We start from the raw sequence: 17,075 nt of genomic DNA, 5'->3' as shown, positions 1-17,075 counted from the left end.
CTAACACAAATCCTGGCTGACCGTTTTCACCTGACCAGCAAAATCCAAACGTCTTCTATTATGCGGACAGCGATTCCTTTATACTGCTGTCTTTTTCACAGTAACGGAATTTACATCGAGATATGCAAGAAGAATCCTGGCGTACCATGCTTCCAGACTATTCGCAGTATGAATCAGTTCTGGCGCAATATGCACAACTCCCCCCTGCACCGACAGGCATTTTACAAGATCGCCTGTGCGATGCTGTACGCCGATTCACAGCAGTTACTATTCAACCCAGAGTTCTTCGGGTTACAGCTCCGGACAACAAAATTTACCGTGATTATGTGATTGATTTAATTCATCACTTCCACAGCGCACCTCAAACGTCAGTTGAAGAATCCTCTGTCATCATTGCAGGTGACAACGTCACTGAAATCAACTTATTTGGTGCAGTTTACCCGCCGCTTGAAGACGGAAAACTGACCAAACCTCAGGTCAAACACGGGTTACTTCATCAAGCCAACAACGGTTACCTGGTCCTCTCTGTAGCGAGTATCCTGGCGAATCCAAGCCTGTGGCCAAGATTAAAAGCCGTATTGATGAATGGACAGCTTGAGTGGCAACCAGTAACTCAGAAGAAATTATACCCACTTCCTACGCCAGAATCGCTGAATGTAAAACTCGTATTGATTGGTGACAGATACCTGATGGCTGAGCTTGAAAATGCTGAGCCTGATATTGCTTCCGGATTCAGTATGTACGGGGAATTCGAACAGGATATGCGCCTGGCTCAGGATAACCTGCCGGATTATCTGGGTTATCTGAAATCGATGATTCAAAAAGCAAAGCTTCCCGATATTGCAGACACCGAAGCACTGAAACTGCTGATGAGAACAGGTGCTCGCCATGAAGAAGATCAGAATCGCCTGCCCCTTTGCCCAATCTGGTATTTAAGTTTGCTTTGCGAAGCAGCCATCGAGTCCGAAGGCCAGTTAATTCATGCTGAGCACATTCAACGTTCGCTCAAAGCCAAAGAATATCGCAGCGCTTATTTGCCTGAACGGGCTATTGAAGATATTCATCATGGCCAGGTGATCATTGACTGCCAGGGCAAGGAAGTCGGCCAGGTGAACGGTTTAACCGTCGTTGAGATGCCAGGCCATCCAACAGCCTACGGTGAACCCGCCCGTATCTCTTGTGTCGTGCATTTCGGTGACGGCGATATTTCCGATGTCGAACGTAAAGCAGAGCTCGCCGGTAATATCCATGCCAAAGGGATGATGATCATGCAGGCATTTTTAAGTGCTGCTTTGAATTTGGACCAACCGCTGCCTTATGCTGCCTCGATTGTTTTTGAACAATCCTATAGTGAAGTAGATGGTGACAGCGCTTCTCTGGCAGAGCTTTGCGCATTGGTTTCAGCACTGTCTCAGCAACCGATCAATCAGCAAATTGCAGTTACCGGCGCCGTCGATCAGTTCGGACGTGTCCAGGCCGTGGGTGGCATTAATGAAAAAATCGAAGGTTTTTACAAGGTTTGTGCGTACCGCGGATTAACTGGTCAGCAAGGTGTCATATTACCGAAAACAAACCTCAGTAATCTGTGTCTTTCCGATGAGGTACTGGAATCGATTCAGCAAGGTCGTTTCCATATCTGGGCTGTAGAGAGCGTGAACGACGCCCTGCCTCTGCTGACGGGTAAAGCTTTCAGTCGTGATGCAAGCAAAGAAGACGGTCAGGAAGACACGTTGCTGGACGTCATTGCAGATCGTATTGAGCATGTACATAGCGGACACAGTGATGACCGCGGCTGGCTGTCATTTTTCAGGAACTGGTTGGGCCACCACTGATCCGAGTTGTTATAGCGTACAGGTGTAAGCTAAATTGCCCCAATAATTTCAAAGAGAAATAAGCATCCAATGAAGAAGTGCAATTCTTATAACCGTGACGATCTCCTCGAATCTAGCCAGGGCAAACTGTTTGGTCCTGGCCGTCCTCAATTACCAGCACCAAACATGCTGATGATGGATCGGATTACCGAAATCACCGATCAAGGTGGTGAGTTTGGTAAAGGTCTGATTACTGCTGAACTGGATATCAATCCGGATCTTTGGTTTTTTGACTGCCACTTCCCTGGTGACCCAGTCATGCCTGGCTGCCTGGGCTTAGATGCAATGTGGCAGCTGGTAGGTTTCTTCCTGGGCTGGATTGGCGGCGAAGGTAAAGGCCGCGCACTGGGTGTGGGTGAAGTGAAATTTACCGGACAGATCCTGCCGACGGCTAAAAAAGTCACTTACGAAATTCAGATGAAGCGTGTCATCAACCGTAAATTGATCATGGGTGTTGCAGATGGCCGTGTATTGGTTGACGGTAAAGAAATTTATGTCGCCAAAGACCTGAAAGTTGGTCTGTTCCAGGACACTTCTAATTTCTGAATCTGATTCAGTTATTTATCTTTCAAAAGCCGCATTCATGCGGCTTTTTTACGTTTCAGCATCCAGAAAAGGAAAAGCCCCTACTCCAAAGGGGCTCTGCATGGTTGTGGATATGAGGGTGAAAGACTATTATTTATTTCGCGCGGCCAGATTGCACCTCTTCTCTTGCATCACGCCAGCCACCTAGCCAATTCATACGGGCGTCCATTGTTTGATATGGACATGAATCACTGGAACGACCATTTAAACCAGCCTGATAGCCTCGAGATTGTGCGCGTTCCATACGATCCCGCTTTTGTCTCTTCATAGTTCGATCCTCATCCTTATTCATATTCATCATTACCATTACATAATGATGGAGCTTTTGTGACTCCACTTCTAAGGATTGGATATTTAGAGAAAGATATCAACCTTCATAAAAAATCAGGCTCACAACTTGTGAGCCTGATTAAAATTTAAACAAAGTTTGCAAGATTACTGTTTCCGGCGTAACCCAAAAAACACCAGAAGTGACAGCGTCACTAGCCCAAGTGAACCACCTTTCCGGGTGACCTTCTCTTTTTCATCCAAACGTGCTTGTACTTTTGCATCCGTTTTGGGAACAAGCTGTACCGCGACCAAACGCTCTTCGCCTTCACACTTGGCATCTTTGCTGAGGTTTTGAAAACCATTCTCGCATTTAAGTGCCGTTGCAGAAATCACTCCGGCATCATTGATCCCGGTCGCCTGCGCAATACGGAATTTATTGGCATTACCGCTAAGGACATCATCGTTCGTCAGATCATCAAGCAACCATGCGGACTTCGCTGGCAATGCATCTGTGACAGTGTCACTGCCAGCCAGATAAGTGAATGCGCGTTGACGACGTTGACGGCCATTCACCTGGTTCACGGTCTCCGTATCAACCCACCCAACGATTTGGTCATTGTTATTAATCTCACTGGCAAAACCATTCGCACCTTTAAAAAATAAGCTGCTCACGGAAGAATCCAGCCAGGAGAACTTTTGTGTGTTGACGTCGTATACATACAACTTTTCAGCAAATGAACGCTCTTCGGAGCGTGCTGACTTCGCAACACCAATAACCTTGCCGTTTTCATTAATGTCCGTCGCGAGCGTATAGCGATAGACACGCTCATCCCCTGATTCAATATTCAGATTCGGGATATAGGATACTGTCCAGTCTTTAGCTGTTGGTGTTCCTGTGACGCCGTCTTTCAGCTTGTAGACAGCGGCGCGCATTGCATAATAGTCATTGCCGACAGAGTCGGTTGTATAACCCACCATCACAGGCTTTTGGTTCACTAAAGCAACAGCCCGAGCTGAAGCCTGGAAAGAACGGTTCTTATCATCCGGATCAAGTGCAGGACGGTTCGAAGCCCTTTCAGACAACAGCTGTGCCTCAGGATTCGTTGCACTGCCGTCAACGTTCCAGAACACGGCATCATTCGCAAACACAACAAACTGACATGCCCAAGAGTTGAAGATCTGACTCGGGTCGGCACCATTCGTTTTACAATTCGTTAGATCGCTTCGACTCACAGACACATCATCTGGCACCTTCATGTTGTTATTCAGTTCAGAAGGCGAAAATGCTGCGCTGCCAACCACCAGCAGATTACCGCTGTTTTCAGGATATTCCACGGCATCCCAGGCTAACGTCTGGCCCATATTCTTCACCAGATCGTTTCCGGTGACAGGCAACAAAGACACCTGATTGCCATTAACATTCACGAAGCCACGCTTGTTAAACTGGCGTGCGTAGTGATTATTGTTGGCGAAATAGGCAGAGCTCGTGACACCAAGGGTAAAATCTCCCAACGTCGAGCTTCCTAACGCATTCACGGCAGCGTTCGTCGTGACATGATCACTGCTGTCCACCAGCGAACCCAGTGACGGTGTCACGCTAGAGTCATATCCAGCAGCCGTATTGGCAAAGGTCGTTACTCGTTCAAGGTTATCTGACCCATTATCAAGCAATGGTAAGGTATTCGCGTAATAGTTGTTCTGCCATGCAAACTGCTCACGACGTAAACCGCCAAAGCTTTCTCCGTTTTCCGGATTATCTGAATTGTAATCCGTGCCGAAGTAACGGATCTTCGCCCAGGTATCACATGTGTTGAAACCTAATGCTGAATTACAATACCTTTCCAGAGACCACTGATCGTTAATCTGCTGAAAATTATCCAACTGGAATGGGACTTCATCACGAATATCGACACCATCACTGCCAAAACGGCTTTCACCGTAGAGTTTGTGATCCGTAGAAGCACAACTGGTTTCAAAACAGTTCACACCGCTTGCCGACGGTTCAATCCCCTGACCGTAAAACTGTACCTTCTCAGCCAGCGTACTCGTGTTTTTATCATAGTACTGCAGTGTCTCTACACCGCTCGTGTCACCCGTAATTTCGATGACATCATAAACCGCCGCTTGAGCCTGTGTAGCACTGGCGATGAACACCGCCAGTGCAGAAAACGTGAACGTCTTATGTCGCATTAGGATTCCTTTTGCATTGCTTCTAGCTCTTCCCAGCGCTCAAATGCTTCTTCAAGAGCCTGTTCCGCCTCGGCAAGGCGTGACAGCGTCACTTGAGTATCATCTGGCGCACTCTGGAAGAAGGCAGGATCATTAATTTTCTCCTGCAGACCGGCAATCTCATTTTCCAAATTTTCTAAACGAGCAGGCAGCTCTTCAAGTTCCTTCTGGAGCTTATAAGACAGTTTTTTACCCGGTTTCTCACGGTTTGCCTGCTGCCGCTGTTTGTTCTCAGCTTTTTTCTTTTCTGCCTCAATGGCTTCAGCCTGCGCTTTTGCTCTCTGAGATGCAGAATTTTCTCTCTGGGCCTGAGCATCATGGTAACCACCAACGTACTCATTAATGACACCCTGACCTTCAAAAATCCAGCTTGTGGTCACAGTATTATCAACAAACTGTCGATCGTGGCTGACTAAGAGCAAAGTGCCCTGATAATTGGCAAGAATATCTTCTAAAAGTTCCAGAGTTTCGATGTCCAAATCGTTTGTTGGTTCATCAAGCACCAGCAAATTATTTGGTTTAAGGAACAATTTAGCCAGCAGCAGCCTGTTTTTCTCACCTCCGGAAAGTGCCTTCACCGGTGTGCGGGCACGCTTGGGATGAAACAGGAAATCCTGCAAATAGCCCAGCGCATGCCTGCTACGACCGTTGACCACGACTTCCTGCTTACCCTCAGCCAGGTTATCCAGAACCGTCTTTTCCGGATCCAGAATTTCACGATACTGATCAAAATAAGCAACTTCGAGTTTCGTACCACAGTGGAAATGCCCCTCTGTCGGCTGGAGTTCACCCAACAATAACTTGAGTAATGTACTTTTCCCGCAGCCATTCGGGCCAATCAGTGCAATTCTGTCACCACGCATCACATTGAAACTGAAATCCTGGATAATTGGCTTTTCATCATAGCGATAACTGATGTTTTCCGCTTCGAAGACCACTTTTCCAGAACGGCGGGCTTCCTGGAGCTGCATATCAGCCTTACCCGTCACTTCGCGACGCTCGCTTCGCTCAACACGAAGCTGCTTCAGCGCGCGAACACGCCCCTCATTACGGGTACGACGGGCTTTAATCCCCTGACGTATCCAGGCTTCTTCCTGAGCCAGCTTTTTATCAAACTCAGCATTTTGTTCGCTCTCAACACGCAGCAGTTCTTCTTTCGCGTCCAAGTACTTATCGTAATCCCCAGGGAAAGAATTCAACTGCCCCCGATCCAAATCCACAATCCGGGTCGACATGGAACGGATAAAGGCACGGTCATGCGAAATAAAGATAATGGAACCGCGGAAGTCTTTCAGAAACCCTTCCAGCCATTCAATCGTGGAGACGTCCAGGTGGTTCGTCGGCTCATCAAGCAGCAGGATATCAGGATCACTCACCAGAGCTCTCGCCAGTGCTGCTTTCCGTTGCCAGCCACCCGACAAATCGGTCAGCAAAATTTCCGGTTTCAGCTCCAGATGTTCAAGCACCGACGTGATCTTATTATCGAACTGCCATGCATCTGCGTGATCCAGCTTCTCCTGCACCTTGGCCAGTCTTGCGAAGTTCGACTCACTTGGGTCAGTGGTAATACTGTCCAGCAGATGATGATATTCACGGAGCAGACCACCGACATCCGACAGCCCTTCCGCAACATAATCAAACACAGTGCCGTCTGCATCGCGTGGCGGATCCTGTTCGAGACGCGATACTTTCAGCTCGCTCATCCGCTGAATGCTTCCGTCATCCAGCAGCACATCACCGGCGATGACTTTCATCAGGGTAGATTTACCGGCACCGTTCCGGCCAACCAGACACACCCGCTCATTGGGCTGCAGCAAAAACTCAGCGTTATCCAGCAGAGGATGATCGCCATAGGCCAGCTGCGCATTACTAATTTTAATTAACGCCATGACTCTTTAACCAATTAGTCAGTTGGCTGGCATCAAACGGCCAGCCAAGCTCAGAAACAGATCCATTCGCTTCAATGGACACCACAGGGATCGTGACACCGTAACGAGAAAACAGGCCGTCATCAAAAGCAATATCAACAACGTCAACCTGTCCGGCAACACCCGCCTCTGCAAGCAGCGCATAAGCCTGTTCGCAGAGGTGGCACCCTTCCGTACTGTAGAGGATGATAGGCAAGTAACAATCCTTAGTTCTATGTTATGGGCGGCTCAGAGGCCGCCTTCCTTATGCGTGATAATCCAGCAGTTATGAATGTGTTTATTCCGTGCAAAATCCTGAGGTAATGTCTCAGACGAAATATTCTTCGCTTGCAGGCCTAACGCCAGCAGCCCTGCTTCATCCATTTTGAAATGGCGCTTGTTGTTGGAGAAAACAATCTGGCCGCCCGGACGCAACATACGCTTCAGGTTCTCCATCAGCATGATGTGATCACGCTGAACATCAAAACTTTGCTTCATGCGCTTTGAGTTGGAAAACGTTGGCGGATCAATGAAGATCAGATCAAAAGTGTCATCCACTTCCTGCAGCCACTGCAGGCAGTCTGCCTGAATGTACTCATGCTGCTGACCCACCTGTCCGTTCAGCGCCATGTTTTCCTGAGCCCAGCGCAGATAGGTATTCGACATATCGACTGTTGTAGTCGATTTGGCCCCCCCACAAGCCGCATGGACAGTCGCGGAACCGGTATACGCAAACAGATTTAGAAAATCTTTGCCCTTGGCCATCTGACCTAAACGGCGGCGGGTGATTTTATGATCCAGGAACAGACCGGTATCAAGGTAATCAAAAAGATTGACCTGAAGTTTCACACCGTATTCATCGACGGTCATGTAACGGGCAGCACTGGACAGCTTCTGGTACTGACTTTTGCCTTTCTGACGCTCACGTACTTTCAGCACGACTTTATCGCTGTCTACACCAGTCACCTGAATCGTTGCACGCATGATATCCATTAGACGGCGACGGGCCTTTTCTTCAGGAACGGATTTCGGCGCCGCGTATTCCTGAATCACGATATAGTCTTTGTATTTATCGACCGCAGCGTTGTATTCCGGCAAATCAGCATCATAGACGCGATAGCAATCCAGCTTTTCCTTCTTCGCCCATTTATCCAGCTTCGCGAGGTTTTTCTTTAAACGGTTCGCAAAATCCGGGGCAACCTGCTGCTCTTCCAACTCACCTTCCTGAGCACCTTCCACCTGCTTCACACCGCCAGCGGTGATCTTGTAGGTCTTCAGGACACAGTCCAGCGCACCATTGCGAAGTTTAAACTGTTTATCTGCGCGCATTCGCATACAGCTTAACAATTCGTTTGAAGATGAATAAATCGAGGCAGTGGAACCGGCAAATGCTAATTTCAGGCGATTACCCAGCTCGGTATAAAGTTCAATCAGCTCCGGTGTCGTTCCCAGACGTTCACCATACGGTGGGTTACACAAAATCACCCCGGTTTCGAAATCTTTCGGGCGAACCAGTTGCGCTGCATCACCGTATTCAAAATCCATCAGCTCAACCACACCTGCGCGGCCGGCATTATCTCTGGCAATACTCAGGACACGTCTGTCCATTTCACGGCCATAAAACTTAACCGTAACTTTACTCACGCCACGACGAGCCTTCACGGATGCTTCAGCATGGATTTCCTGCCAGGCCGGCTCATCGAAATCTTTCAGTGCTTCAAAGCCCCAGTGCTTACGCTTCAGGCCGGGAGCAATCTCCGCAGCAATCATGGCGGCTTCAATCAATAACGTACCTGAACCACACATGGGATCGAGCAATGGTTGTTCAGGCGTCCAGCCACTTTTCATCACCAGGGCCGCAGCATGTGTTTCACGTAATGGTGCCTGACCGGCTTCAGTCCGGTAGCCACGCTGATGCAGGCCGCTTCCCGCCATATCCAGACCCACAATGGCTCTGTCATTGGACAGACGAACATGAATACGCAAATCAGGGCGTTCACGGTCAATGGTAGGACGAGGCTGATTACCTTTGACGAAACGATCAACAATGGCGTCTTTGACCTTCATGGCCCCGTACTGGCTATTTCGTATTTCTCGGTTCGTACCGTTGAAATCCACAACAATGCGTGTACTGGAACTGAAATACTGGTCCCAGTTGATAGCCGTTGCACCCAGATAAAGATCCAAATCATTTCTGACGTTGAATTCACTCAGAATCTGAATGATGCGCGATGCTACTCGAGTCCAGAGGCAACAACGATAAGCAGTGTGCTGATCAGCTGAAAAACGCACGCCAGCATGCACCACTTTCACTTGTGAGGCACCCAATTGTGACAGTTCATCGGCTAGGAGATTTTCCAGGCCACGGGAAGTAATAGCGAGATATTGATTCATGAGGTTCTTTTCATACAAATGTTGCGGGCGATTATACCTGAAATCATCGCTAAACACCTGTATCCCGGGTATCAGACGCCCTTTTTTTGCACATTTTCCCTGTCAGGCGACCACAATCGTTCATGTTCAGTTGCTGCTCAGTTGCCTTCATTCACCAGCTCAAAAGTGAGCTGACCGCATTGCATATTCAATGCTCCTCTAATGTTCAGACAAAAAAGACCGTTTCCCAGGGGAAACAAAAATGCGTACCCATCTGAAACCTCGATGAATTTTGATTGTGTGGAAGCGCTAACATTCACATATATCGCTTGTTTCCCCATGGAAACAACCAGAATAAATTCAAATAAATCAGAATCTTAATTAATTTAAATCAACTACAGGCACTCTCTTTTGCTACAGCTTAGTCATTATTTGCAGGTGAATACTCGCTCTCTCCGCAAGGCTCATTCAACATAGGATTCATTCTTTCCGGAAAGGAAACCCTCATTATTTCCCAGCAGGAAACACTTATAGCAGAGTAATTTTCATCACTGTTACGGACTTTCATAATGGAGGAAAATGGGGAAATATTGATGAGAGTGAACGATATTTATTGTGATGAAGCTTGTATTTTTTTGCTGTAAAAAGACAAAAAGAGGCACGAAAAAATGCAAATTTTTACGGTCTTTTGACCTTGGTACCGATTTTTAGATTCGCCGATATGCCCTGAAAATGAGCCATACGTCGAAAAATCAGTCATTGTAGTGGTGAGGTTCAGCATCCTTTAACATTTTGCGGAAGTCAACTGTCCCGTTGGGCACAGCAGAACACTACCCCTGCTCAACGATTGTTCAGGCCTGATAACACGAATTGCTTTCACAATCCTATGCGTCAGTGTGAATCAGAAACAGACATCAAACTGCTGCTGTTCAGTGAAAACGCGAGCAGTGACAGCTTCGAAAAATAGAGAATCTGGAGCGAGGATTACGAAGGAAGAAAAGGAAGGTTCAGCCCCGGTTTAACCGACCAGGGCAAAGCCTAATTCATCATCTATGCGGACAGACTGCATTCTGTCATTCATGACCTTAATAACACCACAAAAGTCGATATCCTTACCGATTGCCAGCTGGTGTGGCTCAACATCGGCCAGCATACACAGACTTGCGCAGCCGCTATTTTCAATCACCAGGTATTTCCCAGTGGCCAGTTCAGTGTCCAGAGCAATAATTTCACCATTTCGTGGCTCATATCCCCCATCTTGTTGAGTGAAGAACCAACTTTTCGGCATCATTGGCTTATGAAACCGGCTTGCAGCGACCGCATTCAGTGCCAACTCGACTTTGCGTGGGGCTGACAGCTCCAGCGTCGCGATGTTTTCCAGGAATGTTTGATAGGTACTTGCATCATCCACAGTGAATTCACTGCGGTTGAACGCACAGGTGATGAGGTGTTTACATGGAATGGAAACGCGGAAAACCATCTTTTCGCCCAAATCGAGCATCAAAGAGTCATTCTTCTGGTCGTAATACCACGTCCATGAATTATTTGGTTTTAACACGATAAGCTCCAATGTCCTTCTATGGACAGTCATCAAAGCAAGAAATTGAGTACGCACAATGAATTGTACTAATCAAGTGATAAATTAAAAGGGGAAAAGACTCAGAAGATCATGCGCTTAAGGAATGTAATTTTGACAACATTCCTACTTTTATCACGCTTATCTATGAAAAAACGCTCACATAAAATGTGAGCGTTCAGATTGGAAGCTGTTTACTGATAAGTGACAGTGTCACCCACTAGCGCATATCGCAATTCATCACGATGTCTTTCACCAGTTGCGGACCATGGTAAATGAAGCCTGAGTATATCTGTACCAGACTCGCACCAGCCAGCAGCTTCTCACGCGCTGCAATCGCTGAATCAATACCACCGACACCAATGATCGGAATCTGCCCTTTCAGCTCGTGATTCAGCATTCGAATCACCTCTGTACTGCGATGCTGCAGTGGCCGGCCGCTCAAGCCCCCTGCTTCATCACAATGCGGCATCCCCTGAACCAAAGTGCGATCCAGGGTTGTATTGGTACCTATCACACCATCGATCTCATTTCGGATCAAAGAGTCGGCAATCTGGATCAATTCGTGATCCTCAAGATCCGGCGCGATCTTGAGTGTCAACGGTACATATTTGCCAAATTTCTCCGCCAGAGCTTTCTGCTTGTGTTTCAACTGAGTCAGAAGATCATCCAGTGCTTCACCATACTGCAGGTTACGCAGCCCAGGTGTGTTGGGAGAAGAGATATTGACAACAATATAACCCGCATGATCATAGACCTTATCCATACAAATCAGATAATCGTCTACCCCTTTTTCCAGTGGCGTGTCTTTGTTTTTACCAATGTTGATACCAATAATGCCGTCGAACTTGGCTTTCTTGACGTTTTCAACCAGTTGGTCAACCCCTTTATTATTGAAGCCAAAGCGGTTGATGATGCCTTCAGCCGGCTTTACCCGAAATAAACGCGGCTTATCGTTACCTGGCTGAGGTTTTGGAGTCACGGTCCCGACTTCAACGAAGCCAAAGCCCATTGCACCAAAAGCATCGATACATTCGCCGTTTTTATCAAGGCCGGCGGCCAGACCTACAGGGTTTTTAAAGCGAAGTCCCATGACTTCAACAGGACGTTCCGGGAGGTGTTGACGGTAAAAAATATCGAGAGGAGTACCGGTGATGCGAGAGAAGTTCTTAATAGCCAAATCATGCGCTTTTTCAGGGTCTAGCTGAAACATGGCCGAACGCGCGAGGCGGTAAAACATTATACCTCCTTAAAAAAAAGCCCCGTATAAACGGGGCCACATTATTCACTGATTTGGTTTGCAATTCAAATTTAATAGCACTAATTCACGCATTGCGACTGAGAATTTCGCGAATTCATGGGTCGTCCCCACTTTGAATTCGGTCAGAACGCTTTCCCAGCGCTGAATCGCAGGATGATGGTGATCAACCCACAGGTCAATCAATGCTTCCGGCGCTTCACTGCCCTGACCTGCACCAATCACCGCTGAAGTCAGCTGACGTTGCTGCCAGTCCAGATCTTCACGGAAAGAAGCACGAGCCAGTGCCTGCCAATGGTTTTCTACAGGCTGGTTATGTACCTGCTGCAGGAACCAGTGCAGAGACAGCTGAGCACCCAGAACAAAGTAAACGCGGGCAATGAAACCAACCTCTTTGTTCAGCTCTTTCGCAATCTGAGCAATATCCATTGCTGAATACAGGCTGCTCAGGCGTGCGATGTTGTGTGCCAGTTGAGCCGGAACACCCTCTTTGATCATGCTGTTCGCCTGATCATCATGTTCCTTCACTTCCTCTGCAACCAGGTATTTCTCCAGGTTGTCACGCAGGATGTTCAGCGTAGGCTGATAGAAAGCAATTTGCTCTTCAATGCCCATCTTACGGTCGCGGTTGCGCAGGAACCAACGAGTGATACGGCGCAGCATACGACGGCAGCGGTACATCATTTCGTACTGGATATGAGCCGGAACCTGATTATCCAGTTCACGAATCTGCTCGAAGAATTGCTCAAAACCAAACACAGCACGGCCAACAGAGTATGCAGAAGAGATTTCCGCTACAGTAGAGCCGGTTTCTTCCATCAGACGGGTCACGAAGTTGCAGCCCATTTCGTTCGACATCTGGTTTGCCAGAGAAGTTGCAATCAGCTCACCTTTCAGCGGGTGATTTTCCATCTGTGCACGATACTTCTCTTGCAGTGCTTTCGGGAAATATGCTGGCAGCAAGCGGTTATGATAAGGATCTTCAGTGATCTCTTCAGTCACCAGCTCTTCTTTCAGAACCATCTTACCGTACGCAACCAGTACCGCCAGTTCAGGACGCGTCAGGCCAATACCGTCTTTTTCACGCTCAGCAAGTGTTTCATCATCCGGCAGATATTCCAGCGCACGATCAAGTTTGCCTTCTTTCTCCAGGTGATGGATAAAGCGGATCTGCTCTTTCAGCAACTGTACATTCTGGTGCTGAGTCACAGAGATAGATTCACTCTGGGTGTACGCATCATCAAGGACGATCTCACCCACTTCATCTTCCATCTGCTCCAGCAGTTCATTACGTTGCTTGTAGGTCAGATCGCCGGCAGCAACCAAGCCATTCAGCAGGATCTTGATGTTTACTTCGTTATCTGAACAGTCAACACCACCCACGTTATCAATGAAGTCGGTGTTTACGCGTCCGCCGTTCTTCGCATACTCAACACGGCCCAGCTGAGTCATACCCAGGTTACCGCCTTCACCAACAATCTTGGCGCGAAGTTCACTACCGTTCACACGCAGTGCATCGTTCGCACGGTCACCAACATCCGTGTGAGTTTCAGTTCCGGACTTCACATATGTTCCGATACCACCGTTCCACAGAAGATCCACGTCCATGGTCAGGATCAGTTTGATCACTTCATTCGGAGTCAGCGTCTGTTTGCGGGTGCCCAGCAGTTTCTGGATCTGAGGACTCAGTTTGATTGACTTACTGCGACGGGAGAAAATACCGCCACCCTCAGAAATCAGACTGCTGTCGTAATCTTCCCAGCTTGAACGAGGCAGATTAAACAGGCGGTTACGCTCTTCCCAGCTGGATGCCGCATCCGGCGTCGGATCCAGGAAGATGTGCATGTGGTTAAATGCTGCAACCAGTCGGGTGTGCTTCGACAGCAACATACCATTACCGAATACGTCACCAGCCATGTCACCCACACCGGCACACGTGAAATCTGTGGTCTGGCAGTCAATACCCAGCTCACGGAAGTGACGTTTCACAGATTCCCAGCCGCCTTTCGCTGTGATACCCATGGCTTTGTGGTCATAACCGTTCGAACCGCCAGAAGCAAATGCATCCCCCAGCCAGAAGTTGTAATCAGCTGATACTGAGTTTGCCAGATCAGAGAACGTCGCCGTTCCTTTATCGGCAGCAACAACCAGATACGGGTCATCTTCATCATGACGAACCACGCTGGCAGGCGGAATAATCTCACCTTCATGGATGTTATCTGTCACATCCAGCAGCGCACGGATGAAGCGTTTGTAGCAACGCTGACCTTCAGCCAGAATTTCCTCACGAGTGGTCATTTGTGGCTGACGCTTACAGACAAAACCACCTTTCGCACCCACAGGGACGATCACGGTGTTCTTCACCTGTTGCGCTTTCACCAGACCCAGGATCTCAGTCCGGAAATCTTCCTGGCGATCAGACCAACGCAGACCACCACGGGCGACCTTACCACCACGCAGGTGAACACCTTCGATATCCGGTGCGTACACGAAAATTTCGAAGAATGGCACTGGTGCAGGAATTTCTGGGATCTCAGACGGACGCAGTTTCAGAGACAGCCATGGTTTTGGCAGACCACTTTCATCAAGCTGATAGTAGTTCGTGCGTTGTGTCGCCTGAATCATTTCCATGTAACGGCGGATGATACGGTCGTCATCCAGGCTTTCAACTTCTTCAAGCTTGGCATGCATGTCTGCAATCAGCGCTTCTTCTGCTTTATTGCTGAAATTACGTGCAGGATCAAAGCGCAGTGCGAACAGCTCAACCAGATCACGGGCCAGATCCGTATGATTTGCCAGCGTATCTTCAATGTATTGCTGACTGAACGGGAAACCAACCTGACGCATGTAGCGTGCATAACTCCGGACAATCGTGATTTCACGGCCGGTCAGTCCTGCACACAGCAGCAGACGGTTAAATCCGTCACTTTCCAGTCCACCGTGCCAGATTGCAGCAAATGCGTCCTGGAAACGATCACGTGCATCACTCAGATCAATCTCGCGAGTGCCGGTAACCAGCATAGCGAAGTCCAGGATCCAGTAAACCGTACCGTTCGCTGTAACAACCTCATACGGTGATTCACCAATCACGCGCAGACCTAGGTTTTCCAGCATTGGCATCACATCAGACAGATGGATGGGCTCATCACGATGATAAAGTTTCAGCTTCACAAAACGTGAATCGGTCGCAACTTCCTGCGGACGATAGAACAGCATGCCCAGCTTGTTATCTTCACTCAGGCCTTCCAGCAATTCGATGTCTGCAACTGCAGAACCTGGCAGCATTTGCTCTTTATATGAACGCGGGAATGCACGAGCGTAATTCTTCGCCAGCGGCGTTCCCTTATTTTCACCAAAGTTGGAGATCAGTGAATCACTCAGACGATCTTCCCAGGAAACAGCTGCTTCAACCAGATTACGTTCGATCGCTTTTACATCTACATCAAAGTTATTGTTATCTACACGCACAATATAATGAGTTCTCGCTAGTGGGCCTTCAGAGAAAGAAGTGGTGAAATCCACGTTCTGGTCGGAGCCAAAGTACTCCTTGAAAATTTGCTGCGTTTTAATACGCAGTTCGGTGTTGTAACGCTCGCGGGTTACATACACCATGCAAGAGAAGAATCGGCCAAAAGGATCCCGGCGGACAAACAAACGCAGCAGATCTCGATCCTGCATACGTACAACGCCGCTGGCCACTTCCTGCATTTCTTTTTCGCTGGCCTGGATCAGCTCATCCCGCGGATAAGTTTCCAGGATGTTGTTCATCGCTTTCCAAGAATGAGAGCCTTCGGAATAGCCGCTGCTCTTGAGAATACGAACGACTTTATTGCGGATCAATGGGATGTTCATCGCCGTCTGATGATAAGCGGTTGCAGCATACAAACCGGTAAAACGATGCTCGCCGATGACATTACCGTCTTTATCAAAGCGTTTAATACCAATGTAATCGGTATAAGCCGGACGGTGGATTTTTGATCTCGCATTACTCTTCGTCAGAATCAGCAGATTTGGTTTTCTTGCTTCAACTCGAGCTGATTCAGGTAATTCGGACAACATTAATGTGCGGGCTTTACCCGGCTTACTCAGCAGACCCAGACCTTGTTCATCACAAGGACGCAGTTCAAAGTCCCCTTCCACAGGAATCAAATCATACTGATGGTAACCCATGAAGGTGAAGTTGTGACGAGTGACCCACTCCAGGAATTCAATCGCTTCATCACAATGACTCTGTTCTACCGGCAGGCTGGCAGTTTTTAATTCTTCAGCAATTGCAATCATCTTGCTCTGCATTGCCTGCCAGTCATTCACAACCAGCTCAATGTCCTGCAAGACTTGCTCAAGTTCAACTTTCAGCGCTTCCATTTCTTCTTTGCTGGACAAACGATCCACTTCAATGTGGAACAGCGTCTGTAAGTCGCCATCTTCGCCACAGGCTTCGATGATCGTGCCTTGTTCATCGCGCTTGAAATAATAAGGACCATTAAACATCAGGTGACTGTTAATCCCCTGACGATTGAGTGTCATACGTACTGAGTCGACCAGGAACGGATGGTCAGGCGTCACAATTTCCACAACCGTGTGGGTTGACTGCCAGCCATAGCGGCTTAATGTCGGGTTATAAACACGAACAGAAGTCTGGTCCGGTTGGTTTTGCACGAGATGGTGCCAGAGACTCAGAACAGCACCATACAAATCAGATTCATTCCGTTGAAGCAGATCGTCTTCTGCCAGTTGTCCTAACAATCGTTGAGCAAACACTTCGACTAATGACTGCTGAGGGGTTTCTATCTTGTCCTGGATTAAGCCATACACTTTTTCAAGTAGTACCGGCACTATTGGGTCAGGTGCGGTCATAGCAGATGCTCCATCGTTATTACTTTTATCAATCTAGTATAGGGTTTGATAACGACGCCCCGAGTTCAGCACTAAAAACTTCTCTCTGGCGAGGTATAGTTGATTCGGAAGCTATTGTAGGGCGTTTTGTTGCCAAATGGTTACGATAA

At 48.1% G+C, this 17,075-nt stretch carries 10 protein-coding genes; 2 read left to right on the top strand and 8 right to left on the bottom strand.

Annotation, left to right across the window (positions count from 1 at the left end; genetic code table 11):
* Nucleotides 1-122 precede the first annotated feature (122 nt).
* Together SPK40_RS03970 and fabA are read left to right on the top strand one after the other, a co-directional pair.
* The gene (locus tag SPK40_RS03970) at nucleotides 123-1,832 is read left to right on the top strand and encodes a Lon protease family protein (protein ID WP_330959506.1); all 1,710 of its coding nucleotides are present in this window, start codon (nucleotides 123-125) and stop codon (nucleotides 1,830-1,832) included.
* Nucleotides 1,833-1,901: 69 nt separating this feature from the next.
* Nucleotides 1,902-2,417 (top strand): bifunctional 3-hydroxydecanoyl-ACP dehydratase/trans-2-decenoyl-ACP isomerase, encoded by a 516-nt coding sequence (fabA, locus tag SPK40_RS03965; RefSeq protein ID WP_036751972.1) that lies wholly within the window; start codon nucleotides 1,902-1,904, stop codon nucleotides 2,415-2,417.
* Between the two features lie 133 nt (nucleotides 2,418-2,550).
* Here the strand turns inward: fabA and rmf are convergent, their stop codons facing one another.
* From rmf to SPK40_RS03925, 8 genes are all read right to left on the bottom strand, one after another.
* Entirely contained in the window at nucleotides 2,551-2,724 is a 174-nt protein-coding gene (rmf, locus tag SPK40_RS03960; protein WP_248140297.1) for a ribosome modulation factor, read from the bottom strand.
* Nucleotides 2,725-2,891: 167 nt separating this feature from the next.
* A complete protein-coding gene (locus SPK40_RS03955; protein ID WP_330959505.1) occupies nucleotides 2,892-4,916 on the bottom strand; it encodes a DUF3466 family protein in 2,025 nt (674 codons plus the stop codon).
* Complete coding sequence (gene uup, locus SPK40_RS03950) at nucleotides 4,916-6,844, bottom strand: ATP-binding cassette ATPase Uup (protein ID WP_330959504.1); 1,929 nt, start codon at nucleotides 6,842-6,844, stop codon at nucleotides 4,916-4,918. Before uup ends, SPK40_RS03955 begins: the two co-directional genes overlap by 1 nt.
* A complete protein-coding gene (locus tag SPK40_RS03945) occupies nucleotides 6,831-7,079 on the bottom strand; it encodes a glutaredoxin family protein (protein WP_330959503.1) in 249 nt (82 codons plus the stop codon). Before SPK40_RS03945 ends, uup begins: the two co-directional genes overlap by 14 nt.
* 32 nt (nucleotides 7,080-7,111) lie before the next feature.
* Nucleotides 7,112-9,256 (bottom strand): bifunctional 23S rRNA (guanine(2069)-N(7))-methyltransferase RlmK/23S rRNA (guanine(2445)-N(2))-methyltransferase RlmL, encoded by a 2,145-nt coding sequence (gene rlmKL, locus SPK40_RS03940; protein WP_330959502.1) that lies wholly within the window; start codon nucleotides 9,254-9,256, stop codon nucleotides 7,112-7,114.
* 997 nt (nucleotides 9,257-10,253) lie between these two features.
* Complete coding sequence (locus SPK40_RS03935; RefSeq protein WP_330959853.1) at nucleotides 10,254-10,796, bottom strand: cell division protein ZapC; 543 nt, start codon at nucleotides 10,794-10,796, stop codon at nucleotides 10,254-10,256.
* A gap of 235 nt (nucleotides 10,797-11,031) precedes the next feature.
* A complete protein-coding gene (gene pyrD, locus SPK40_RS03930; RefSeq protein WP_330959501.1) occupies nucleotides 11,032-12,051 on the bottom strand; it encodes a quinone-dependent dihydroorotate dehydrogenase in 1,020 nt (339 codons plus the stop codon).
* A gap of 45 nt (nucleotides 12,052-12,096) precedes the next feature.
* Nucleotides 12,097-16,926, bottom strand: coding sequence for an NAD-glutamate dehydrogenase (locus SPK40_RS03925; protein ID WP_330959500.1), 4,830 nt, complete (start codon nucleotides 16,924-16,926; stop codon nucleotides 12,097-12,099).
* Nucleotides 16,927-17,075: the final 149 nt, after the last annotated feature.

This window comes from Photobacterium sp. 53610 (assembly GCF_036409375.1).
GTDB lineage: Bacteria > Pseudomonadota > Gammaproteobacteria > Enterobacterales > Vibrionaceae > Photobacterium.
This window is presented reverse-complemented; position numbering and strand designations above follow the sequence as displayed.

What these genes read in the sequence shown, in the direction of transcription:
- pyrD (WP_330959501.1), bottom strand. Translation starts at nt 12,051, where the DNA reads ATGTTTTACCGCCTCGCGCGTTCGGCCATGTTTCAGCTAGACCCTGAA.
- rlmKL (WP_330959502.1), bottom strand. Translation starts at nt 9,256, where the DNA reads ATGAATCAATATCTCGCTATTACTTCCCGTGGCCTGGAAAATCTCCTA.
- uup (WP_330959504.1), bottom strand. Translation starts at nt 6,844, where the DNA reads ATGGCGTTAATTAAAATTAGTAATGCGCAGCTGGCCTATGGCGATCAT.
- SPK40_RS03925 (WP_330959500.1), bottom strand. Translation starts at nt 16,926, where the DNA reads ATGACCGCACCTGACCCAATAGTGCCGGTACTACTTGAAAAAGTGTAT.
- SPK40_RS03955 (WP_330959505.1), bottom strand. Translation starts at nt 4,916, where the DNA reads ATGCGACATAAGACGTTCACGTTTTCTGCACTGGCGGTGTTCATCGCC.
- fabA (WP_036751972.1), top strand. Translation starts at nt 1,902, where the DNA reads ATGAAGAAGTGCAATTCTTATAACCGTGACGATCTCCTCGAATCTAGC.
- rmf (WP_248140297.1), bottom strand. Translation starts at nt 2,724, where the DNA reads ATGAAGAGACAAAAGCGGGATCGTATGGAACGCGCACAATCTCGAGGC.
- SPK40_RS03970 (WP_330959506.1), top strand. Translation starts at nt 123, where the DNA reads ATGCAAGAAGAATCCTGGCGTACCATGCTTCCAGACTATTCGCAGTAT.